General features: G+C 44.8%; 22 protein-coding genes. 5 read left to right on the top strand and 17 right to left on the bottom strand.

Features of this window, described 5'->3' with window-relative positions; genetic code table 11:
• Window positions 1–243: 243 nt before the first annotated feature.
• Genes ACSHSR_RS22485 through ACSHSR_RS22500 form a run of 4 tightly spaced genes read right to left on the bottom strand, consistent with a single transcriptional unit; the run spans window position 244 to window position 5298 of the window.
• Window positions 244–2856, bottom strand: a complete 2613-nt coding sequence (locus ACSHSR_RS22485) for a TraC family protein (RefSeq protein ID WP_123115254.1) — start codon at window positions 2854–2856, stop codon at window positions 244–246.
• A complete protein-coding gene (locus ACSHSR_RS22490; RefSeq protein ID WP_123115255.1) occupies window positions 2856–3692 on the bottom strand; it encodes a TraV family lipoprotein in 837 nt (278 codons plus the stop codon). The genes ACSHSR_RS22485 and ACSHSR_RS22490 overlap by 1 nt, the downstream gene beginning before the upstream one ends.
• Entirely contained in the window at window positions 3689–4549 is an 861-nt protein-coding gene (locus tag ACSHSR_RS22495) for a thioredoxin domain-containing protein (RefSeq protein ID WP_123115256.1), read from the bottom strand. The genes ACSHSR_RS22490 and ACSHSR_RS22495 overlap by 4 nt, the downstream gene beginning before the upstream one ends.
• Entirely contained in the window at window positions 4546–5298 is a 753-nt protein-coding gene (locus ACSHSR_RS22500; protein ID WP_249556666.1) for a thioredoxin fold domain-containing protein, read from the bottom strand. Before ACSHSR_RS22500 ends, ACSHSR_RS22495 begins: the two co-directional genes overlap by 4 nt.
• A gap of 193 nt (window positions 5299–5491) precedes the next feature.
• Here ACSHSR_RS22500 and ACSHSR_RS22505 point away from each other — a divergent pair, with 193 nt between their 5' ends.
• Together ACSHSR_RS22505 and ACSHSR_RS22510 are read left to right on the top strand one after the other, a co-directional pair.
• Window positions 5492–5881 (top strand): hypothetical protein, encoded by a 390-nt coding sequence (locus ACSHSR_RS22505; RefSeq protein ID WP_123115258.1) that lies wholly within the window; start codon window positions 5492–5494, stop codon window positions 5879–5881.
• 13 nt (window positions 5882–5894) lie between these two features.
• On the top strand, window positions 5895–6143 hold the full coding sequence (locus ACSHSR_RS22510; protein WP_123115259.1) for a hypothetical protein: 249 nt from the start codon (window positions 5895–5897) through the stop codon (window positions 6141–6143).
• A 27-nt stretch (window positions 6144–6170) separates the two neighbouring features.
• Here the strand turns inward: ACSHSR_RS22510 and ACSHSR_RS22515 are convergent, their stop codons facing one another.
• From ACSHSR_RS22515 to mobI, 13 genes are all read right to left on the bottom strand, one after another.
• Window positions 6171–6635 (bottom strand): hypothetical protein, encoded by a 465-nt coding sequence (locus ACSHSR_RS22515; protein WP_123115260.1) that lies wholly within the window; start codon window positions 6633–6635, stop codon window positions 6171–6173.
• A 2-nt stretch (window positions 6636–6637) separates the two neighbouring features.
• Entirely contained in the window at window positions 6638–7972 is a 1335-nt protein-coding gene (locus tag ACSHSR_RS22520) for a TrbI/VirB10 family protein (RefSeq protein WP_123115261.1), read from the bottom strand.
• Window positions 7973–7974: 2 nt separating this feature from the next.
• The gene (locus ACSHSR_RS22525) at window positions 7975–9075 is read right to left on the bottom strand and encodes a TraK domain-containing protein (protein ID WP_123115262.1); all 1101 of its coding nucleotides are present in this window, start codon (window positions 9073–9075) and stop codon (window positions 7975–7977) included.
• Complete coding sequence (locus ACSHSR_RS22530; protein ID WP_123115263.1) at window positions 9072–9752, bottom strand: TraE/TraK family type IV conjugative transfer system protein; 681 nt, start codon at window positions 9750–9752, stop codon at window positions 9072–9074. Before ACSHSR_RS22530 ends, ACSHSR_RS22525 begins: the two co-directional genes overlap by 4 nt.
• Complete coding sequence (traL, locus tag ACSHSR_RS22535; protein ID WP_123115264.1) at window positions 9752–10036, bottom strand: type IV conjugative transfer system protein TraL; 285 nt, start codon at window positions 10034–10036, stop codon at window positions 9752–9754. The genes ACSHSR_RS22530 and traL overlap by 1 nt, the downstream gene beginning before the upstream one ends.
• 150 nt (window positions 10037–10186) lie before the next feature.
• Window positions 10187–10522 (bottom strand): hypothetical protein, encoded by a 336-nt coding sequence (locus tag ACSHSR_RS22540; protein ID WP_123115265.1) that lies wholly within the window; start codon window positions 10520–10522, stop codon window positions 10187–10189.
• A gap of 94 nt (window positions 10523–10616) precedes the next feature.
• Window positions 10617–11618, bottom strand: a complete 1002-nt coding sequence (locus tag ACSHSR_RS22545; protein ID WP_123115266.1) for a S49 family peptidase — start codon at window positions 11616–11618, stop codon at window positions 10617–10619.
• 14 nt (window positions 11619–11632) lie between these two features.
• Complete coding sequence (locus ACSHSR_RS22550; protein WP_123115267.1) at window positions 11633–12289, bottom strand: IncC plasmid conjugative DNA transfer DtrJ family protein; 657 nt, start codon at window positions 12287–12289, stop codon at window positions 11633–11635.
• A gap of 14 nt (window positions 12290–12303) precedes the next feature.
• A complete protein-coding gene (locus ACSHSR_RS22555) occupies window positions 12304–12849 on the bottom strand; it encodes a hypothetical protein (protein WP_123115268.1) in 546 nt (181 codons plus the stop codon).
• A complete protein-coding gene (gene traD / locus ACSHSR_RS22560) occupies window positions 12846–14753 on the bottom strand; it encodes a conjugative transfer system coupling protein TraD (protein ID WP_123115269.1) in 1908 nt (635 codons plus the stop codon). Before traD ends, ACSHSR_RS22555 begins: the two co-directional genes overlap by 4 nt.
• Entirely contained in the window at window positions 14743–17457 is a 2715-nt protein-coding gene (mobH, locus tag ACSHSR_RS22565) for a MobH family relaxase (RefSeq protein WP_479631544.1), read from the bottom strand. The genes traD and mobH overlap by 11 nt, the downstream gene beginning before the upstream one ends.
• A complete protein-coding gene (locus tag ACSHSR_RS22570) occupies window positions 17457–18299 on the bottom strand; it encodes a hypothetical protein (RefSeq protein ID WP_418074805.1) in 843 nt (280 codons plus the stop codon). Before ACSHSR_RS22570 ends, mobH begins: the two co-directional genes overlap by 1 nt.
• Window positions 18300–18310: 11 nt before the next feature.
• Window positions 18311–18871, bottom strand: coding sequence for a conjugative transfer protein MobI(A/C) (gene mobI, locus ACSHSR_RS22575; protein ID WP_140374499.1), 561 nt, complete (start codon window positions 18869–18871; stop codon window positions 18311–18313).
• A gap of 401 nt (window positions 18872–19272) precedes the next feature.
• Here mobI and ACSHSR_RS22580 point away from each other — a divergent pair, with 401 nt between their 5' ends.
• The 3 genes from ACSHSR_RS22580 to traF all read left to right on the top strand — a co-directional run bounded on the left by ACSHSR_RS22580 (window position 19273) and on the right by traF (window position 21699).
• Entirely contained in the window at window positions 19273–19887 is a 615-nt protein-coding gene (locus ACSHSR_RS22580; RefSeq protein ID WP_123115273.1) for a hypothetical protein, read from the top strand.
• 8 nt (window positions 19888–19895) lie between these two features.
• A complete protein-coding gene (locus tag ACSHSR_RS22585; protein ID WP_086904790.1) occupies window positions 19896–20615 on the top strand; it encodes a hypothetical protein in 720 nt (239 codons plus the stop codon).
• A 94-nt stretch (window positions 20616–20709) separates the two neighbouring features.
• Complete coding sequence (gene traF / locus ACSHSR_RS22590; protein WP_123115274.1) at window positions 20710–21699, top strand: conjugal transfer protein TraF; 990 nt, start codon at window positions 20710–20712, stop codon at window positions 21697–21699.
• Window position 21700: the final 1 nt, after the last annotated feature.

Genomic DNA, 21700 nt, shown 5'->3' on the forward strand with positions numbered 1-21700 from the left:
GGGCATGGCTGTTGTTAACAACAAGAATGTGATCTTTTATGCCTCAAGGACATTTTATTGTTGCCTGTCTTCACCGGGATTACTGCATGATTTTATTAATTATCAATCCCTTATGCGATTACGGTCATGTTTTTGTACCCGCTGCACAACAAAAAAATGTATTCAGATACGCTCCAAATACATTTTTTTGTCATTAGTTCCGGGGGAATTGACAAGTTTTAGCTAAAGAACCGATCCTGATCGTTACCTTTGTTTCTCCAGTACCGACAATCTTGCGGCTTCTTTAACGTCATTGCCCAGGGCGCGATATTTCTTCATCAGCTCACGGTCATCCGGGTCGGTGGAGAAAATCATGAGGGTTTCTGGCTCAAGCTCCAATCGACAGATCTCACTCATTTGTTGGTGGAAGATCATGATTTCTGAATAAGAACCCTTTTTGGTACGGACCGACTTCATAAGTTCAAACTGGTGATCTGAAGCTGAGAACGCCTTATTTTCACGAATAGTGTCAATTGCTGAAGCATCTTGTTCCAGGAACAACTTCCAGTCAGTGTTGGCCATAATTGCGTGGCCAACCGGGTTCATCGTGAAGTCCATTAATCTTTGGCTGATCACCCCGCCTGCGGCACGAACTTTACGAAACTTACGGAATGCGGCTTGTAGGTAGTCGCCAACGAACTCCACCAAAGCTCCCTTGTCGCCATCTTTCTCACCAGTCATCCATTGCCAGGCTTCCTCTAGCAAGAAGAGGCTCCGGCGGGCAGTGCCCCCTTGGAAAATTTTGTGCTGGATTTGTGAGATGATGCTAAGAATGGCCACCAACTGCAGATGAATGTCATTTTGAAGTTCTTCTAGCTCGATGACAACTAAGCGACCATTGAAATCAATAGGTGGGTACTTGTTTGAAAACAGCTCGCCGTAGATACCGCCTTCTGCAAAGATGCGAAGCTGCATACCGATTTGGCGCATTTCTTCAAGTTCATGCTCAAGGCACATATTCACGAACATGGTGACAGTAGACTCCTGCCCGTTCTCATTCCACATATTGGTAAGTAGAGTCATCATTTCAGCACGTTGTAATTCAGAAACACCGTGTTTAGGAGCGGCCATGGCTTTAAACATGGTGAGAATCATCGGGCCTTGTCCTTCGTGCTCTTCACCATCTTTGGTAAAACTGGACCAGGAGTGGATTGATTTGAATGGATTAAGGGAATATTTAAAGCCACTATCAAATGCTATGAACTGAGAGTCCTGGAACATTTCAGCTAAGTTTTGATATGAGCGGCCGCTATCCAATACAAACACCTGGGCGCCGTCATCGAACTCAACTAGCTCCATATTTTTTTCGTGAGGCTTTCTAAGAAGTGACCCGCCGGTCTTCACGCCAGAGTTCAAATAGCAGTTAACTATGTAGTTCACTAACACTGATTTACCGGAGCCAGTCTTCGCGCTAAGCATGAAGTTGAAACCGCCATCGGTTTTAAACAGATCCCAGAAGAATATTTGTCCGTTTCGTGTGGTCATCGGCACAATCGGAAGGTGAGTATTCCCTTTCCAAGAGCTCATGTGAGGGGTTAGGTAGCTCATGGCTTCAGATGAGTAGATTGAGTGCCGGCGGAAGTTAGCGTAGTCCTTGTCCATCATACAAGGGACGGTTTGGAAGAATAGGGGACCTGTGAGAACGCTTTCTTTTGTGAATGTGACTTTAGATGTTTCAAAGTACCTGATCATCTTGGCCACTGTGCGATCGGCACGTTCAGCGGTTGCAGAGAAGGTGGTTACATGCGTACCGGAAAAGACCACTTTCCGCTTTTTCTCATCTAACTCATACCACATTTGGTCATAGTCTTGTTTCTGCGCGGCAAGTCCTTGGAACCACTCAAGCAGTTTCCCTTTGGCTTGGCCTATCAACCAGTTTCTACTGTTTGATATATCGCTTCTCGCTTTGCTTTGCTCTGGGTAGAGCATTAACGTGGAGATCATGAAAGGGTCACCATGGGCCACGTTCCCGTATCGGTAGTCACCTACCAGATCCAGCATTTGTCCAAAATGTAGCTCCTCAAATGTGCTAGCAAGTGACATCATCCTGATATGAGTTTGGTTTTCTTTTTCAAACTCTAGTCCCCCAGCTTCATCTACTGCGTTAGGTTTGCCAGTAACGATTCCGTTAGGTGTAAAATGGAATGAGTTACCATCTTCCAGAATTTGACTTGCGAACGAGCGGCTATTGTTTGGTTTATAGATAGGATTGCGCCATAACGCATCTTTAGAAGGGTTGAACAACGACTGCAGGCGCCAAAGTAAGTGCTCTGGCTTTGCTTTTGCGGGAAACAAGCCACCACTTCTTAGACCTTCTTCGACGTCGACTATCAGCTCTTTATATCGCTGCTCTTCGCGGCTATTTGGCAATTGCTCTGCTGTCGGTACCCGAATCGTAAACCAAAATTCGAAATCTCTGATTCGAGCTCCATTGCACATATCCTTAAACACCTTCCCCTCGATATCGTTGGCTAATGACTCTGCCATAGAGGTGGTTAGCTCATTGTCATTACCCATCAGACGGTTACCGCGAGTTGTTTCAAATTGCTGCATGAAATAACTCACATCCGGTACGGCGACCAACTGTGTTTGAATGGTGGTGTTAGCCGGGTATTCTTTATTGAAAATGGCATCTAGAGCATTTTTCTGTTTCTCAATAGGCCCGGGAGCAGGGCTACAGACGAAAACCGTAGCCATTCCGCCACCATCCATGATGTAGTAGTCAGATTCGTAGCCAACAAAACCAAATAAATCCTCAACTTGATCAAATCTAGAGAGGTCTTTGACTTTGTGAAAGTAGTTTGAGAATACGCCCATCACTTTATCCCTTTTTCGGTAACCCCGAGACTGCTATACCCAGATTTAGCTTTTTCCTGCCGGCGTAACTCTTCTTGGCTGGTTTGTTGAATTTGCAGCGGGACAATTCGCCCTGGGCGATCATTAGCTTGTTCACCCACAACCCACTTTTTAGGTTCGACTTCGACATAAACAAAGCCTGGCATGTGCAAATCACCGTCCTTGTCGGTCCATGATGAAATCAATATCCGCATGGTTTTTGGCTGTTGGAGAACCGCGAGCGGCTCAGGGGCTAACGCCATAGGTGATTGCCTGCGTACCATGAGCTTGCCATGTTCATCTTGAACTCCCTGAACGGCGCCGAAAGTACGATTCTTCGGCTCTGCGACTAGTTCGGCTGCTGGCAACTCATCTTGGCGCAGAAGATTTACCGGCTTGTAAACGTCATTTCGAGCTCGACCGAGATCAGTTAAGTCAGCATTGGCCGCAGTGGATTGGACTTCCTGGCGTACTGGAACGGGATTCAAACTATCAGGATCATATGAGGTATCTTGTGGAAAGGCAGGGGCACTACCAGTTTGGGTTTTGCTTGTCGTGGTGGAATTGTATGTACCGTCGTCAAAGGGAATCACCTCCCCATTAGCATCCACTCTACCTTGTATTTTTCCCATCGAGACGTTCAAACCCTCAAGGTTATCCCGGTTGTTGGTTAATTCATAAATTTGACGTGACGATGAACAAGTGGCGCCTTTACCACTGTTGGGACAGGCAAACTCATCTTCTCCAACCTGCATTGAACATCCAGATGCCAACAAGACAGCAGCCCCAAGGCTGCTCAGGAGTATGGACTTTTTCATTCTGCTTGCTCCGTAGTTGTAGCTGATTTCTCACCGTTATCATCAGATTCGTTGGGTTCCTGGGCCTCATCTTTGGGTGAGTTCTCCAACCACTCTAGATATTTCTTAGGAACACCTGCGACGCGTTTGCCATCGATACGCACGAAATATGGCACCTTGTCGATGTCCAGATACATCGCCATTAACATCGGGGTCATCACTCTTTTCAAATCTTCTTCTGAACAATCACGTTGGGCGACGCCTTCTGTCTCTCCTGACATAAGGATCTGAATCGAGTCTGTTGTTGAGTAACCACACCAAGCTTTTAAGGCAGGTGTAATGGCTCCCTTTTGATGCGGCATGATAATGAGGTCTAAATTGACCTTGCTGGGATCCAGCTCTTTGATAAATGCTTGTGATTCTGAGGCCGTTGGGCTGACAAAAACACGCGCTTGTTTCGGCAGGTTTTGGTTACCGAATGGGATCACCGCCAGCTTTTCCATTAGCTTGCCATCCCCAAACTTGTCTAGGTGTAACAACCAAGTAGCATCGGCTTGTTCAGCGGTTTTTACCTGCTGCATCGCCCACAAATCTTTTATGTCTCCATCAATCAAAAAACGCCCATTGGAAGAAATGAACATTGGCGGTTTATCTTTCAGCTGAATGAGCATGACGTTCTTGATTGGCAGCATCTTTACGACTTCAATATCGCCTAGACTATCCATCATCGTTTTAATTTCATCACTGAAGGAAGATTGGATCTTGGCCTCTGATTCTTTGAGCTTTGCTGCTTGTTCGAGATCTAAACTGGCATTGGCCTGAAGGGTAAACAAAATGCCGCTTAACCACAGCACGGCTTTACAAGACTGCTTTATCATCCTGCATTCTCCAATGTTTGTAATAATTGACGAGCGGGAACATAGCCTGGTGCTAACTCACCATTAGGCAGCAGCAGGGCGGGGGTGCCAGTTATCCCGAGTGATTCACCTACTCGATACATCTGATCGACAGGGTTCTCACAGGTTTTATGTGCCAGTGCTATATCGCTCTTAGCCTTGGTCAACGCTACAGCTGGATCCTTCGCACACCACACGTCTTTGAGAATTTTGTCCATTTCTGAGTTCACACCACCCCGAGGAAATGCGGCGTAAGCGATGGTGATCCCTAACTTGTTGTATTCGGCTATTTCAGAGTGCAGCTTTCGGCAGTACCCACAAGTTGGGTCGGTAAATACCGTGACTCGATACTTTTCTTGTTTTGCAGGAAACACGATTAGCTGATCTGCAAATGCTGCAAGCTGTTGGTTGGCGAGTTCACGCTGACGGAGCGCGGTGAGATTCAATAGCCCTTCTTCAAAATTGTGGAGTGACCCTGAGAAGATGAATTTGCCATCTTTGGACGCATAAAAAATGCCCCTATCAGATTCCAATTGGTAAAAACCAGATAGGGGCGAGTTACTAACCTTATTGACTTTAAGAGGGAGTAAATTTTCGAACTTGGATTGGGTTTGTTGCTCAGTTAAATCAGCCGCCATTACATTTGGAACAGCTAATCCAGCAAAGAGAGCAAGTGCTGCAGCGAAAACAGCGAGGAGCTGAAGGTTTAACTTCAAAATTGTTCTTGGCATCTGACGGTTTCCTTTCATTAAGAGGGCTCATTTTTTCACACTCAACAAAAATCACATGCCATTTCAATGCTCATTTTGAGCATTGAAATCGGGTAACAGGGTACCGCTACCAGTATAGAATCCGGCCGGTTGCGGGTTAATCAAGAGGGTTTCTAATAGTGGTTTATCAGACGACAAGTTAGGTATAAACACGATGATCGATAAGATGAAGGCGGCACATTTAGCATTACGTAATCTGCTGCTATTCCCCGTAGTGATTTTTTGTTGGGGGATTATTGATATAAAGGCGGCTTCCTATGTCTATGAAGGGAGTTTCGTGTATTTGGTAGCCGTTGATTTTATCGTTTTCGCAATGGCCGCTAGTCATGCCCTTTACTTCCTTAAGTGCGAGGGAACGGTACTGTGGGCTGCCTTGATTTTTTGGCTTAGCCAACTGGCGTTACGAAGCGATATGCATGAGCTAGATGGCTACTTAACCATTGTATTTGCTTGCTTGGTGGTATACCTAGCGATTGCTGAAGCGTATGTCGCCGTGGCCAGAGTAAATATCGTCAATGATGTTCAAGATCCCGAGAACGAATAGAAGTACAGGAGCAATGACGTTGGGCGCATTTAAAGTAGTAGACGCAAAACCGTTTTCCTCAGAAGCGCGAAAGGCGGTGATCTACAAGTATTTTTACCATCTCTCTGCATTTAGGCGCTTTGCTGCGAATTATGATAGTGACAAAGAGTTAAAAAAGGGGTTGGCCGAGCATATGAAAACGCGTAATAAGACTCATAACCTTGGGCTTGATACTGACCAACTTCAAGTCGATCTGCTGGTGATGGTGCAATCCCTTAATTGATTGCACCACAGGCTTGATGCAGCGAAGCTACACACCAAATAGTCTGCTGACGATCTCCTTTTGAGTGGCTTCCCTTCTCAAATACTCTTCTTCATTGGCTTTCCGGGGGTTCTCGATTCCCAACTTCTCTAACTGTAAACGTAACTGATCTATGGAGTTGATTCTGAGATTGTAACTCTCGATGTCAAATTGCACGGCTGAAGCGTTTACCGCGAGTATATGACTCCTCTCCAGCAAGATCTTGAGAATGTCCATGTATTCGAGTTGAGTTGGGATGTCATACCCTTGTGTTTGGAAATAGACTGCCAGGGCTTTTTGATCAATGACCTTGATCGTGGGCGAATTGGCCTCGGCCGCCGCCCACTCTTCTTGAACCTGTTTTTTAATCCAATCCACCAGCGTATTTCTAATAAGGACGACGCTTAGTACCGCTAGAATGAACACAAAAAAATAGTAAAACTTACTCATTTTGCCTTTCGATTTATCAGTCATTCTCATTTCCCTGTTTTAAGCGCCAAGCCACGTTGTACGATAAAGTCCAGTTCTCTACCGCCTAGCACCTCTACCACTGGCCAACTGGAGTCCACCAACTCTAAATAGTATTTGGCTATCATGTCGAATGAAGTGCTGGCACCATTGAGCGCAGCGCTTTGACCCATACTGGCCCAGTCGGTGTTTTGAAACAGAGATTTTTCCCCAGGAGTGGTATTCAAGACGTTGATCGACTGAGGCGCCGCTGCCTTTGATAAACCGCTTAAGAAGCCGGCTGCCATGGCATTACCCATTAAACCACCAGATTTGGTTACCAAAGTCCCGTCAATGCCGTTCTTACCATCCCGGCCGACCGCATAGGCGTTAAGAGGCACCTCGATCGCCTGGTTATCTTCGGTAATGCAGGAGAGTGTCTCAGCGCGTATAAAGGCGCGTGTAGTCGCTAGGTCGCCAATACTGGTACCAATGACTAAACACTCTCGTATATCTAGCGTGAAGTTGTTCGGCATGATGGCTTCATGCTTTAAGCGCACGAGGACTGGCATTGGCATCTTTTGCTGTTGGCCGCCAGAGGTGGGGGCATCGATACCGTTGATTAGCGTGCCAGTCAAAATCGACCCCGCTGACAACCAAGTGCTGTTATTGTCTTCTTTCTTCTCCTTGGCGTCTTTTGCGGCCGCGGATGTTTGAGGGTTATTGCTTTTCACTTGTTGTGAGTTTTCTGACACAGTAACCATTTCTACGTTTTGTTCTTCGATCATCCCAGTTTCTTTTACGGAGCGCACTTTGCCTTGGGTTACAGTTCGAAGAATGTTTCCTGTGACCAATGGTTGTCTTGTGATCACCTGTGTCTGAGGCTGCTCTACTATTTGAGCTACAGTTGCATTGGGATCGTGTCGGATGACATTACCATTTACGTCAGAATTACTGGCGCCGGCGTCAATAGGAGTTTTGTTATTCATCAACTCCTGTTTCAACTGCTCTAGCCATTGTTTTTGCTGAGCCATGTCGTTACGCATTTTGGAGAGCTCCATTTCCATGCGTTTTTCACGGTCCTTGAGGCGCTGTTCCTGGTTGAAAGCAGCAACTTCTCGGTTTTGAGCATCTGCTGACAGTTGGTTAAATAGCTCCTTGGTCTTTTTCTCTTCCATTTGCTCTACTTCAGCTACAGAGAAAAACTCTGTGCCGGTAGTGTCCTGGCCTATCAGCTTGGGCTTGTTGTCAGACTTGAAGAAAATTGGAACCATGATGTACAAGAAGAGTAGAATTCCACCCCAAATGAACAACTGACGTTTTTTGGGATCAGCAAAAAACTCTTTGATTGCAATCGATGTCATAACTATTCTCCCCCAGTAAGTCCGAGTTCTGCCGCGCTGATCTGCCGACGACGATTGCTCTTCTCTAATTTCTCTACATACAGTTTGTCCCGGACGATATACACCTCAGTGGACTCATAGGGCTGTAAAATCGCTTGGTCTACAAAAGCGACTGCTAAAGCATCTCTACTCAGGCATTGTTCTTCCTTGATCTGATACGCGTAATCAGTTTGGTTATATAGGACTACTACGTCGATATACTCCCTGGAGCCCACATAGCGTTGAGCTGTTTTTTGTCTAATGGCCACCGAGCAAGGTTGGCGGAGGGTTCTGGGGATCTCAACTGATTCGGTGAATCCAGTGGGGATGTTATTCTGAGCGATTGGTAATAGTAAGGCCTTCATTCTGCTAACATGAGATTCGAGACCCAACTCTTCCTGGGGAACGCTGGCAAGACTATCGATTTTTTCCAGTCTTGCACGCTCTCTTTTGCGTTGAGCGATCTTATATTTTTGTGAAGGGGAGAGTTTCACATCGACGTTTATCATTGCTGGTGGATTGTTGTCAGGCTGTAACACCAAAGAGATAGCAGTTTCTGGTAACCCTTCCTCGTACACCATGATACCTACGGGTGCCATTGAGTTAGTGGTGATGTAAATATAGCCGTCTGACGCCTCTATGATGGACTGGTCATCTGATGTGCGGATAGCCACCATGGAGAAGTTAGTTTTAATCCGGTTCATCAACCCAGCAGCGACTGCAACAGCTATGTTATCTCCAGGCTTAAGCTCGTAATCCTGTACAGGTTTATAACTGGCGCGTAGTGAATCACTAAAGGAGTTTCCCGACTCGTTAATAGCTACTTGCATTGGACGGCCGTAACCGTCAACGGTAGGTTGTGCTGGTAGCCGATTGTCATCTGGCACCTCAGACTTCAAAGAGTCAAAAATGAAGGCGACAGGGCTTTGCCTGTTGATTTTTTCAGCTGGTAGTCGAGCACTCGATGTCTGAATGGGTAAAGTAAAAGAATCCACTTCAGAGTTAGGGATTTGGGGATCAGCAGCAACTGCATGACTTACATAGAGCCCTAACAGCAGGGAGGTTAGTTTCAGGTTGTTGCTCATTCTTTTAACTCCTTAACTTGAGAGCCACTAGCTTCTAAACCATCACGCATTTCTTCTGTTAATTCAGGAATTGAATCTGCTGAAGGAACTTTACGTTGGCGGGTATTTGGCTTGCCTGGGTATTGTTTGAAATATGAGATTTTAGGCATACCGGCGGAAACCCCAATACGGTACTCATACGTCCACGTCTTTTTCATTGGGGTTTGGTTTGGAATGGTGATCTCCCTTTGCCCCCAAACCCATACCACATCTTGGTATTCATCGAAGTAAATATCCTCAAACGTAAACTTCTGCTTTAGTTTTCGCGCATTGATAATACTAATTTGGCGGTCAATTTCGTCTTGAAACTGATCCCTGAGGTTAGGTGTACTAGCTGCTAAAAAGCGCTCCTTCACTAGGTTGATGTTGGCATTACTGACATTGCCTATTAGCTCAGAAAATGCCGTGGCGTGGCCTTTTTTGAAGCCAGAGTTTGCCCAGTCACCCTTTACCTCAATGACGTCAGTCAACGGGGCGTTTGGCAAGGCTATGGCGCCGGGCTCAAAGGTGATAAACCTTATCGCGAACAGTAGAACACCGATACTTAAGAGCAGATTACTCAACAGTGTGATATTCCGTACAGAAATCGCTTCCTTAAGAGACGTCTTGATCTCGGACATATTTCTGAGTAGTGACATTATTTAATAAACTCCCGTTTCAAAGGATCGGCCGCTTTGCTACCAAGTTTCAAAGGCATGAGCCCCCAATACCAAAGTGCATGTTCGACATATCCACGAGGGTGATTGGTAGTGAAGTAGTTAGTGATTTTGAAATACATGAAAGCAAAAAGGGTTGCCTCAACTGCCGCCTTGAAGGTGTATCCCAAAATCAAAGCGATAAAAATTGGAATGAACTGATCGAGAGTGACAAAAAATACTATCAATGGGTCGTTAATTCGTCTTGGTACTCGATATGTATTCATGGCAGAACCCTGTGCTGTGTATAACTGACACTTATTTTGATGCTTTGAATAAAAAACACATCGGTTTCAGTGTTCATTTTGAGCATTGAACTGATACAGAAAGGCCGCTCAATGAGCGGCCTTCTATCAAACAGAATGAGTAGGTAGAACTTAGATGGTACCAGTGAGGAAGATGTTGATGATCTGAACTGATTGGCTCAATAACATACCACCGAGAAAGGCACCGACTGCCAGATAGTAGTTTTGCTTAAGCACGTTAAAAAGAGAAGCAAAGAAAGCCAATAGGGTGATGATCTTGCCCGGCACACCATCAGCCCAGCCAGAGATCTCCGTCCAGATAGAAGTAAAAGCAGCACCGCCGGTACCAGCAGTAGCATCAATTGAAAGCAGCAGACCAACCACAAATAAAGCGACAACCGCGAGAATTTTAAAATTTAATCCGACAGCGGTTGACTCGTAACGAGGTAAAGCAATTGTGTTTTCCATGAATCGTATTCCCGAGTTGTTAAAACAACATCAATTTAGCATCGCGAAATATCTGTGCATTACGTTTCAATGCTCAAAATGAACATCTTAATTTTTACCACGTTATACCGAGCTTACTTACCAGGAATGAAGAGAGGCTAAACTGCTTATGAGTGTAGGCCTTGTACTTGACCCCAGCCCACGATTCCAGGGCTCGTTGCACTTTGACTCCATTGCTTGTCGCGTCAACAAGGCCCAATTCTTTGCTTTGCTCTCCAGTCCAAACTAGACCAGTGAATAAAACATCATCTGTAACTTTGAGCTTGCCATTTCTACCGGTTTTCACATCCTTTTTGAATTGGTTAAACACTGGCTGAAGTAAAGTAGAGTTCGCCAGCTGCATCTGTTCATTGTTCAGCGGGAGCCATGGATTAAGCATGTCCTTGTTCTCGCCGGATGTCAGAGTGACGTTGGTTACGCCTATCTTCTCTGCTAAGGAAGACCAGTTGAGGCTATCGATCCTTACCCCGATGTTGCCAAACATCGATGCTTGCTGGGCTACTATGAAATCCGCGTGAATGATAGCTTGGACGCAAGCAGAGGCACATTGTTTACCTACAACAGCGACAATTGGTTTGCGTGATAAGTCACCACTCAATGCTTCTGAAGTTGTAGGATGTTCTTCAAAATTGGGGAAGGCTGCGTTTAGTTTGGTCTGGATTTCGCCTTGCAGCTTTGGGCTCAGCTCCCCGCGGGCCAGTTTGTATTCGATCAGGGTTTCGGCGATGACCTGAGAGTCCGTAGGTGATCCGCCGGGGGAGTCGGCGTTGATCACTAACATTGATGATTTCTTATTATTCAGTGCTTCCACTATTTTTGCCGCAATGGTATTGCCAGAACTGGTCTCATTGTCATTAAACCCGCCACCTAACTCACCGTTGATGTTCACTACCGCTATGTGTTGAGCTTCGACATTGAAATTATTGATGAGGTTTGTAGCGAGCCCCAGGGCAATGACAAAGGCTAACAACCCAACTTTGCCATAGGTGGTTCGCTTGTAGACCTTTAAAATGTCCTTGGCAACCGACAGTAGCTCATGTTCTGCATTCTTATCCATAATTATATGATTCCTCAAGCAATTTTCATGTAGTTTTTCACTGTGTTTCGGATTGCGTATCCAGTGAGAAACAATGTTGCGACCGGGTACCAGGGGGCGTACTGGCCCAGGAGGTTTGGTAACACCAGGTAGGTGAAAGTGATGATTACTAGGTAGACGAGTGAACGAGTCCAAAACCTGCTCCCTTTTATTGAGATCTGCTCGGGTTCGTAGAGTCTTATCTGTCTTGCGGTGTAACCCTCGTAAATCATGGCAAACAACATTGGCAGCATCATCCAGAGCCAAAATTGGATCACTGTGATCCTATAGATGATCTGGTAAGTCATAATGTGGATGTTTGTGGCAGCCCTTTTTAGAACAGTTTCTCCCTTATAGTTCTGCACGATTTGCTTTAATTTATAGTCTCCTTTTGGGGTTAACGTTTGATCGACCTTTTCTCGTAACCCTGAGTTTTCGTAGTATTTGAAGTAGTTCACCGATACGTCGTTGGTGACATAGCTCCACCGTGTATTGTTGAGCAGCAACGATAGAGATTTGACCTCTGTCTCCATTTGTTGTTGAAAAGTATTGCTTGGCACAAACGCCAGTACCACAATCAGTGAAAGGGTGAAAATCAGTAGGATAACCCCTAGCAGCTTGGTTGCCCCATGTTCTTTGACTAGTTCAGCCATCAGTTAGCAATCCTTTAAATTGGTTGGCCTAAGCGATAGACGCTATCCATATTCGGCAAGGGAAGCCCAAGCATATTCAATTGCCGGCGATCAAATACATGCCTCGCTAACAACATGCAGATGCACATTTCCGGTATTTCAGATTGTTTTTCAATATATTCGACTCGCAAGCAATCACAGGTTGCGGTAGGAGAGAAACAATCACTGACTTTACACTTTTTAGCCCATTTGGACTCGAGCTCTATCTGCTTGCGGAAGTCGTCAAATGTCTGGTTCACACAATCCCAGTAGATCCGTTCATGCGCCGTGACTTTGTAGCTCACCTTGAAATGGCTGATCTTGTATAGCTCCCCCAAAATGGCCTGTGCAAATGCCGTGAATTGGGACTCAATACCATTGTCGAACTCTGACTCCCAGGCGAGCGACGCTTTGACCATGATTGAGTCAATTAAAGCTAGATCCTTCCAGACCAATAGGGTGTTGCCACCCACGTAGCTGTGAAGACGGTCATAAACTTGCTGCACCCCGCCATGTTTAGCGGTAAGTTGTTTGATATTCATTGACTCTTTCCTGTGATAATGGGGAGCTTGCATTTGAGTTTTTGACCGTTTGCAAGTCGCGCCACATACTGCAATTTAGGTAAGTCACCTAGGAGTGCCGGCGGGAACATATCTTCTCTGGATTTGGTCACGTTCTCCTTATAACCACCGGAAAACTCGGTCAACCCTTGTCCGGTTGCCGACTGGATGGCGTATTGCACGCCGACATCCCGAATGTTTGTCTTGCTAAATTGTCTGGACACGTATTCCTGAGTTTTATAGTCCGTTACCTTCATTGAGAAGTAATTGTTGCATAGGCCAAGGTAGCGCTCTGCCGTTGCGTCATCTGTCTGGTCTATTAAATCTGGTATGGTTTGTGTGGACAAAACAAACTGACATTTGGCTGCACGACCCTGGGCCAGGTTGTTGAGCAGCGAGTCATTTCCTGCTACCGCGGCGTGTACTTCATCGACAAGAATACTGAGGCGACGTTCTTCCCCATTGCCATAGTTGTAACGGAATCCTAAGCAGCCTGACACATCGGCAAGTAGCAATTTTGCAAGGTGGCCAGCAGTACGGGGGTCATTCATCGAGTTTAAGGCACAGTAAATCACACCACCGTTTTGAATGACCCGCTTGATGTCGATCACTTCTCTATCAGTGTCACGTTTAGGAGAAAGCAGCTCATCTAGAGGGTTACTGCATAACACCTTGAATAATGGGAAAACGCTAGCCAGCATTTTTTGAGCGTGTTCATGGTTGTGTGTGACGAATTGGACCACATCATCGACAGCAGCTTCCTTTTCAGAACTGGGGATTTCGGTGTTGTAGAAACTCAACATGCCAAGTAGAAGTGTCTCTCCCATGTTTAGCATGATCTCTGACTTTTCTTCCTGCCAGTTGTTGCCAAATCGCTTGCGATAAAATACTGAGAGCACTTTCTGAAGCAACTCGGACTTGCCCGTTCTCATGTAACGGTATATCTCGGTTAATTTGGGGCTTTCTGAGCAGTAAATCATTCCGTCAGTGACTTGCGAGATAGTTTGCCAACCAAATTCAATGAACGAATCTGTTGCGTTAGCTCCTGTCTTAAGCAATGAAGCTATACGCGTGGGGATCTCAGATGGCGTGGCAAAGTTTTTGAGAATATCAATCGCACAAGACTCACTCGGCCGGGCAGGGCAAAACTCATAGAATTTATGTTCGATACCTAGCTTTTGGGTCTCTTCACGTAATCCATTCTTAAGCTGATGATCATCTTTAGGATCGATGATAATCAGTGCGTTGCCCATGTGTAGAAAACCGGTACCTAACAGACGTAGCAGTGTCGTTTTGCCTGAGCCCACTTGCCCTGTAATGAACGTATGGCCATAGAAGACCTCCTCGTTCACCAGGATGTCCTGCTCGTCACCGAGAGCGTGTATCCATGTTTTGCCACCCAGAGAAAGGGTGTGCTTCTTGTAATATTTGACAATTGGTTTGAGGGCAAATGGCAGCTCAATTTCTTCATGATTGTTAGTCATATCACTTATCTGATATGCGCGCTGGGCCTGTACAGGCCCCCATTCGAACCCTCTACCGATGAATAACTCACGCTTGTTTGTATGGTGGAAGTTCTCGGGTTGAGAGTTTTGCTCTGCCCGGTTAATAAACCTTAGAAGTCCAATATCAATGAACTCTAACTTATTGACAAAGAGCTTCAGTTGCATCTTCATCTTAGGATAGGCTGCGAGCATCTTAATTAGACCAACGCCGACAAGGCCACCAGCGAAGATTAGTGGCATATCTGCCGCGGTTTCTTGCGTATTGAACCCTCCCACTATGGCTGTCGTGATCCCAGCTCCTACGTATACATACGCGGAGTTAAGTTCGTACAAAGGACGATAGATGGTTTCAGAGAAGGTGATGCTATTTCTATTTCTCATTGTTATTTCTCAATTTCCATTTCAGTTCTTCAAGCTGAACAGAGGGAATGCAGACCGTAATGTTTCCTTCGGAATCTGTCATAGGTGAAATTTTTTCTGCCTTGAGCATTGCCCTGAGCTGACTCCGGGTGAGTGAGCTATCAATGTCTTTCAGTATTTTTAAAAGCATTTGATACGGCATTGTTTCTGGCTCATGAACCGATAATGGTTCTTCACCGTTATGGTCGATCACCGGCTGAGTGGGAACCTTACGTTGTCGCGTACTTTTCTTTGGGACCTGTTCCGGTGCATCAGGAGTATTGCTGGTGGTCTCCGGTGTATCAGGAACATCACTGGAGGCCACCGGTGCATCAGGAGTATTGCTGGTGGTCTCCGGTGTATCAGGAACATCACTGGAGGCCACCGGTGCATCAGGAGTATTGCTGGTGGTCTCCGGTACATCAGGAACATCACTGGAGGCCACCGGTGCATCAGGAGTATTGCTGGTGGTCTCCGGTACATCAGGAACATCACTGGAGGCCACCGGTGCGTCAGGAGTATTGCTGGCGGTCTCCGGTACATCAGGAACATCACTGGAGGCCACCGGTGCATCAGGAGTATTGCTGGTGGTCTCCGGTGTATCAGGAACATCACTGGAGGCCACCGGTGCATCAGGAGTATCGCTGGTGGTCTCTGCGGCGGTCGAATCCTCGAGGGGGAGGCTATGTTGTGCTTCAGTCTGATCCTGGCAAGGTTGGCCTTTACTGATTTTGTCTAATTTAAAATGAGCAGCCACATCATCGGCCAATACGATATAGGTTACCTTGGTACCCTTGAGATTCATTACGCTGGTATTTCGCTTGTTGTCAAAGAGCTTCAGCATTTGTAGGAAGGTCAACGCATTAAGAATTTGTGGTCTGTTTTGGCCTGACTCAGTGGTGAGGAAGTCCAAGTTTATGCAGACCTCCTGGTTGTCATTTGTCCAGATGGAATCGGGAGCACTATTGTTTAACAGCTTCAGTAAAGCTTCATCCAACGGTTTCGCCCTTCGCTTCTTCGTCATCCAAGGGTAGTGCAGTGGCGCATCGGTTGCAGACTGACCATTTGTTTGAGTAGATGCATCAACTTGGTCGACCTCGGTCGTTCTATTAGCTGCTTCTTTCTCGGTCGAGGAGGACGTTGGTTGAGGTGTTTTTGCTGGGCTCCTTTTGGAACTAGGTTTCTTAGCACTGCCGCGTTTAGGGGAGTCCTTCTTAGTTCCTGGTTGTGAAGGAGCTGATTGTGGCGATTTCTCCGCTGGTTGAACTAACCCTAGCGGCTCTTTAGGGGCTGCTGGTTCCTCCGGTGGTATCTCTACTTTGGGGGTGACAACTGAAAAACCATCATCATTATAGAGTTGATGCACATTGAGAGTTTTCTGAGTGTTGTAGCGCAGCGAGCCCATGACATTGTTCGGGAGCGGATTATCGCCGATGACAAAGTTTGGCCATTCGCATTTAATAACTGTTATTGGCGAGGTCTTCGCCAACTCACCTGTTCGGTGCTCGATAAACTGGTGGATGTCGTTTTCACTGTATTTTCCCAGGTATAAATTTGCGAACGTACTCTTACTGCTCATTGCAGACAGGATTCGTTTGTCGATGAGAATGCTAATGAGCGCTCGGCTGGATGTAGGGATTTTTATATCGTACTCGAGACACTTTTCGATGACCTGTCTGATTGGTCGCTCTGCAGCCAAGTAAACTTCACCATTGAAGATAAAAACGTCAGAACCAGGTCTATTTACTTTCCAGTCTGAGTACAACATACGAAGCGCATTGACGACTCCCATTGTGAGTGATTTTTTTCGAGATGAGTCATGTAACCAAACACGGGCATAGTCAGCGTAGGTTGAATCTGAGTCTGCTTTTCTCACCGCGTTGAAGAGGTAGCCACGATAGGAGTGATAATGTACTAATGTTTGAGTGATCATAGAGTACAAATCGTCATGGCTTCCAAGTAGGTAGTCTTTAGCCATTCGGTTCAACACGAGCGGCAAGAAATGAACCGAATTGGTTTCATGGTCATTCTGCAGTCGGTTTTTGTTATGGATGACGGAGTAACGCTGAATATTGTTTCTCTGGGCCCACTCAAAAATGTTCTCGTTCAGCGGGTGCCATACTTCCCCATTTTCCCCAATGACCTGAACATTTGATATAACCTTGCCGGCATCGTGAAGCAATCCACATACCCAGGCGGCATATTCGTACCGAGGTCTCCTGGCTTGGTCCTCGTCGATTAAGCCCATCTCATCTAGCATATAGCTCATAGCGTTCTGAAGAGCGCGAATAGACACATCTAGGGAGTGTTCTAACAGGCCACCAATGTATTGATGGTGATCCATTTCAGAAGCAGGGATGAGATGGCAATAGCCTATAAATTCCCGAATGGTGTGCAATACCAAATCACGTTGGGCAAACTGGGCACCATCTATAGCCAGCCCGATGTCTCTTTCTATTATCTTGATTTTCGCATCGTGCCGTCTGATTAACATTTCAGCACTGGAAATTGGGATAAGCGAATTCTTTAGAGGATAGTGTAATAGGTTGTCTAATACCTGAGCTTCAGACTCAATCTGCTGATTGAGTCTATCCGCCTTCCTAATTGAAAAATGTTTGCCAAAACGTTCTTGGATATTATCCTTCGTTCTGGCAAGCAGATATTTAACCTTAATACCTAAACTCATTAGACGGCCTCTGACAGTTCTTCCTGCTCAGATTCAATAGGTGCCTTAGCTTTTTTGGGTTTAATTGCTGCCGGTTCGGATTTAACTTCAACTGTTGAATCTTTGCTTTCACCTTTGTCAGTATCATCTAAATTAGTTGCTGGCTGACCCTCAGTATCGTCGAGTTTATTTACCTCATTAACACCTGGCTCACCTTTAATGGTTTCATCAGGATATAAAGTGAAGACTCCACTCTTTAACCCCTCAATGAAAAATTCAGCACTAAATGCTCCACCTTCTCGTTTCCCAGGCTTTGTGGTACTGAAAACTTTCATCGAAATTTGAGTGAGGATATACAGGGCTTGTGTTCGCGAATCCTTTTCAACTGAATCTTCGTTCCATGAAGATGATAACTCCATCGCTTCAATATCATCCATTATGAAGTCGATTTTTGAAATCAGATCAATAACTGCCATGTGACTTTTATGGATAACATCAAATTTGACTTTCATGCTTGGGTTTTTTATGTCGACAAAATTAATGCTTGAGATACTCTCCTCTTGTAGTTTCTCATAATGTGCAATAAGTTTCTCAATTTCTTTTTGCGCTTTGCCAATTATCTCATTGCTGAACCACTCTTTCAGTTGATTGAATACTTCTAGGTTATTTGCGTTATTTGTCATCTTGAATAGTTCGGCAATTCTGTACATTGCATTATTCAGAGTACGCCCTGAGCGACTTCTCATGAATAGAAATACAGCTTCAGATTTGAATTCAAGTTCAGCCACACCGGTTTTTCTGCGAATAGTGTCTTTGCTATTTGATTTTGGGGTGCGTTTAGTATCTTCAATTTTTGTAGTCATATGACCATCTCCTATATTGTTTTTAAGGCTTTTTTTAACATGCTTATTTGATCCGCTATTAAAGTCAGAACTTTTCTTAACTTAATAAACAGAGGTTCGTATTTGTCGAAGAAAGCTCGTTCCCATGTGTTTGCCCGTTTTGACATAAGTGACCAGGTGTAACCCGTTCGTTTACTAGGCTTTATATCAACGCCAGATCTTTTATTTTGGAACTTTCTATATGGGGTGACCTTGTAATCAGTCCAGACCAAATATACTCGGTGTGTATTGGTGGCCTTTTTTAAACGCGGAGCGATACGCCCCATATGGACATAGTTCTCATCACCTAGTCGCTGATTGAGATTGGCTATCCGCTTATTCTCATCCTTCCATTCGGTCCAGTAGCTGGTAACTAATAGGTGAGCCTTATCTACCATTTCATCATAGACATCGGTGATGGTTTCTAGGGCCGTTTCTAAACTATCTTTTTCAAGTGACACAGAACTTCCTCGCCAGTTAATCACCAGTATTTTTTCACCTTGGCAAATCGGCGCATCACATTTCAACGCCCAAAATGAGCGTTGAAAACGCAAACCCTCTGACCCAGGAGGATGAGTTGTTGTTTACCTAAATAACTATCTGTAGCAAACCGTCAGCGGTTTGCTACGGCCTATCCGAAAAATGGTACGAACTTAATCGCGCACTTTTTTGCAATGTTTTTTGCTACGTATATAGAAATTTGTTCAACATTTTCATTGCGGAATGTGAGTAACCAATCTGGCTACGGAGCCATGGCGCAAGCCGTCACATTGGGCACTCCCCCACGGTGTCTGCCACGAACTTTTGTGACGTATTTTTTTCGTTGTTGTGTCAAAAAATGGTTACCGGTTAAAAAATTGACACTAGTCATATCTTTACAGCAAGTGGTATGTTTAAATAAGTATAGAGTAAAACAGGTCTGTGTTACGTAAGTGGTTTATTAGGATTTTGCGATATGCAACAGGAACAGAGGAAATGTTTTGAAGCGCTATTGAAGGCGCAGGCACGATACTTGATCGCGTTGAAGCAGTGCGTTTCTCAGACGCCAGATCTTGGGATGATGCTATTCAATTTGAAACCTGAAGAAGTTTCATTGTTGCGGGCTGTTGATGAACATGCCTGGAGCAACTATGTAAATAGGTTAAATTTCTGGGTACTTGCAACGAGGAAGGATTTTGCCAACACCTGTTTGTTTGAGTATTGGGTAAATCATTTGGACGCAGAAGAAAACATAGGCCAGCTTATTAATAATAGATTGACCTCAAATAATAATATCAATTGCGAAGATGTTTTAGGTAACGATTTTTTGCGTTATCAATCTTCAATTTTTGAGGTTGTATTAAGAGCAGTGTTTTTAGCACCTTCATTTAGTCAAGGTCTTCTGTTGCTAACAGATAGTGTAATTGAAAAAATTAAAGTTGATTATTTTGATTTTAATACCTCTCATTACTACGAAAGTGTACCACCGCTGTTTGTTTTTAATGAGTCTATTCCTTTGGTGTCGTTTTTTGATCTTGGGGCAAAGGGAATTGCTAGTGTTGAATATTCTTTATTCTCTTTGAATGTGTAGGATGATCTATGAGTCATAATGTAGATACAGAAAGCAGATTGGGTGAGTCTTATATTTTAGCAGAGAGGGCTGCAAAAGGGGGAATGTTGCCATCTCTCATAATGAAATATTTGCCAGGAGTGTCAAGACGCTTTTTAAATAAAATAGATGCCAGAGATGCAAATCTTTCATTTTCGCGAGGTTTCTCATCTAGTTGGACTCGTACTCATGTAGGATTTAAATATAGTAATATTCTATTTAAGATATATGGAAATGTAACTGGCGACCATCAATTGCGAGCGGGTGTACGTCTTGATAAAGTAATAGATGCTTTTGAATTGGCAGTGTGTCAATTTCCTGTTCTTATAGATGAGCAAATTTGTGATATATCCCGGTTCAGCTGCTTACTAGAAAAAGTCATTGATCATGAGTATATGATTTCCACTTGTTCATCAAAGGGGTGTAAGAATCGATTTATTCACGAGTCATTGCACATTAGAAATAAATGCTGGGTTTGTGCTGAGGCAGCATTATTAGAAAATAATTCTGAGAATGAAGCTGTTAATACCAAAGAACTCGCTTCACAAGCTGCTCAACGTCGATTACGTACCCAGGAAAAAATCGCCAAGCAAGAGCGTGAATTGCGCGTTGCCACCGTTGCACTAGATAGTATGAATCATTTCCACAGGCAACATACGATAGAGAATCATGAAGTTAAATCAATCCAAGGACAGCGAGCTGCAGGATAGGTATAATTTTCAATGCTCGATTTGAGCATTGAACTAAGTAACCCAGCATCAAAAAAGCCATATTATTCCCCTTACGTACCAAAAAGGGGTGGATATGCGTATCTTCAATCGTTGCTGGGTGTTTCCCATTGTTGGCCTAGTGTGTACCAGTACAGTAGCTGGTGATGACTTTTATAACCAGTCTAAACGAGGCTGGTTTTGGCATGAGTCCCCCCCTCCGCAGGAAATACCAGTTGAAGAGTTACCTTCGCCATCAGAACCAGTAAATGATGATGTACCTCAAGATCAGACTGTCACCATCGATGCCCAGTGGCTTAAAGACAACATCCCCAAGCTTCGCATGACAGCCATTAGTAATCCGACTGTTGATAACTTAGGGGCCTACTATGCGGCTCAACGCGTAATGATCGATATGAGCTCAAAATTTGCTAGCTCGAGTACGGATTTTTTTCGTAAAGATGCAAACTGGCTGTCCGAGGAGCATCGCCGCCCTACTGAATCGTTCGTCTTGTCTAAGTACAAACGTGATTTATTGAAGGCTCAAAGACCGGTGATCAACAAAGTGTCTCAGAAAGCAGGTCTTTGGTTTTTCTTCTCTAGCACTTGCCCTTACTGCCTTAAGCAATTACCGATTTTAAAGTCGCTAGAAGAGCAATATGGGATGAATGTACTTTATATTTCACTTGATGGCGGGATTATTCCCACAATTCCTCAAGATAAGACGGTAGTTGATCACGATGGAAAGGTCGCCCGGGATTTCAATATAACAACCACGCCGACCACATACCTTGTTTCAAATGATGCTAGCAAATTCGACGTTGTTAGCAATGGCGTCGCCTCATTACCTAAGCTTCAAAATACGCTGATCGATGTTGCCCATAAATATGACTGGATCTCGGATAGTGAGTTTGAATCTGTACAGACGGTGAAGGGCTCCAATGTCTTGAGTAATGGGAATATCGAAATTAGCCAGTCGGATCTTGATAAGCCAGGAGTCCTTCTTAGTGTGCTTCAAGACCGTATTGACCTGTCTGACTCCCCAATAGGTACTCCATTTTTACCCTCCAAAGTAAGAGCAAACTGAT

It is taken from the genome of Shewanella sp. VK101 (assembly GCF_056497865.1).

Bases quoted from the DNA above. Each gene is read 5' to 3' on its own strand.
- ACSHSR_RS22485 (WP_123115254.1), bottom strand. From the start codon at position 2,856: ATGGGCGTATTCTCAAACTACTTTCACAAAGTCAAAGACCTCTCTAGA.
- ACSHSR_RS22490 (WP_123115255.1), bottom strand. From the start codon at position 3,692: ATGAAAAAGTCCATACTCCTGAGCAGCCTTGGGGCTGCTGTCTTGTTG.
- ACSHSR_RS22495 (WP_123115256.1), bottom strand. From the start codon at position 4,549: ATGATAAAGCAGTCTTGTAAAGCCGTGCTGTGGTTAAGCGGCATTTTG.
- ACSHSR_RS22500 (WP_249556666.1), bottom strand. From the start codon at position 5,298: ATGCCAAGAACAATTTTGAAGTTAAACCTTCAGCTCCTCGCTGTTTTC.
- ACSHSR_RS22505 (WP_123115258.1), top strand. From the start codon at position 5,492: ATGATCGATAAGATGAAGGCGGCACATTTAGCATTACGTAATCTGCTG.
- ACSHSR_RS22510 (WP_123115259.1), top strand. From the start codon at position 5,895: ATGACGTTGGGCGCATTTAAAGTAGTAGACGCAAAACCGTTTTCCTCA.
- ACSHSR_RS22515 (WP_123115260.1), bottom strand. From the start codon at position 6,635: ATGACTGATAAATCGAAAGGCAAAATGAGTAAGTTTTACTATTTTTTT.
- ACSHSR_RS22520 (WP_123115261.1), bottom strand. From the start codon at position 7,972: ATGACATCGATTGCAATCAAAGAGTTTTTTGCTGATCCCAAAAAACGT.
- ACSHSR_RS22525 (WP_123115262.1), bottom strand. From the start codon at position 9,075: ATGAGCAACAACCTGAAACTAACCTCCCTGCTGTTAGGGCTCTATGTA.
- ACSHSR_RS22530 (WP_123115263.1), bottom strand. From the start codon at position 9,752: ATGTCACTACTCAGAAATATGTCCGAGATCAAGACGTCTCTTAAGGAA.
- traL (WP_123115264.1), bottom strand. From the start codon at position 10,036: ATGAATACATATCGAGTACCAAGACGAATTAACGACCCATTGATAGTA.
- ACSHSR_RS22540 (WP_123115265.1), bottom strand. From the start codon at position 10,522: ATGGAAAACACAATTGCTTTACCTCGTTACGAGTCAACCGCTGTCGGA.
- ACSHSR_RS22545 (WP_123115266.1), bottom strand. From the start codon at position 11,618: ATGGATAAGAATGCAGAACATGAGCTACTGTCGGTTGCCAAGGACATT.
- ACSHSR_RS22550 (WP_123115267.1), bottom strand. From the start codon at position 12,289: ATGGCTGAACTAGTCAAAGAACATGGGGCAACCAAGCTGCTAGGGGTT.
- ACSHSR_RS22555 (WP_123115268.1), bottom strand. From the start codon at position 12,849: ATGAATATCAAACAACTTACCGCTAAACATGGCGGGGTGCAGCAAGTT.
- traD (WP_123115269.1), bottom strand. From the start codon at position 14,753: ATGAGAAATAGAAATAGCATCACCTTCTCTGAAACCATCTATCGTCCT.
- mobH (WP_479631544.1), bottom strand. From the start codon at position 17,457: ATGAGTTTAGGTATTAAGGTTAAATATCTGCTTGCCAGAACGAAGGAT.
- ACSHSR_RS22570 (WP_418074805.1), bottom strand. From the start codon at position 18,299: ATGACTACAAAAATTGAAGATACTAAACGCACCCCAAAATCAAATAGC.
- ACSHSR_RS22580 (WP_123115273.1), top strand. From the start codon at position 19,273: ATGCAACAGGAACAGAGGAAATGTTTTGAAGCGCTATTGAAGGCGCAG.
- ACSHSR_RS22585 (WP_086904790.1), top strand. From the start codon at position 19,896: ATGAGTCATAATGTAGATACAGAAAGCAGATTGGGTGAGTCTTATATT.
- traF (WP_123115274.1), top strand. From the start codon at position 20,710: ATGCGTATCTTCAATCGTTGCTGGGTGTTTCCCATTGTTGGCCTAGTG.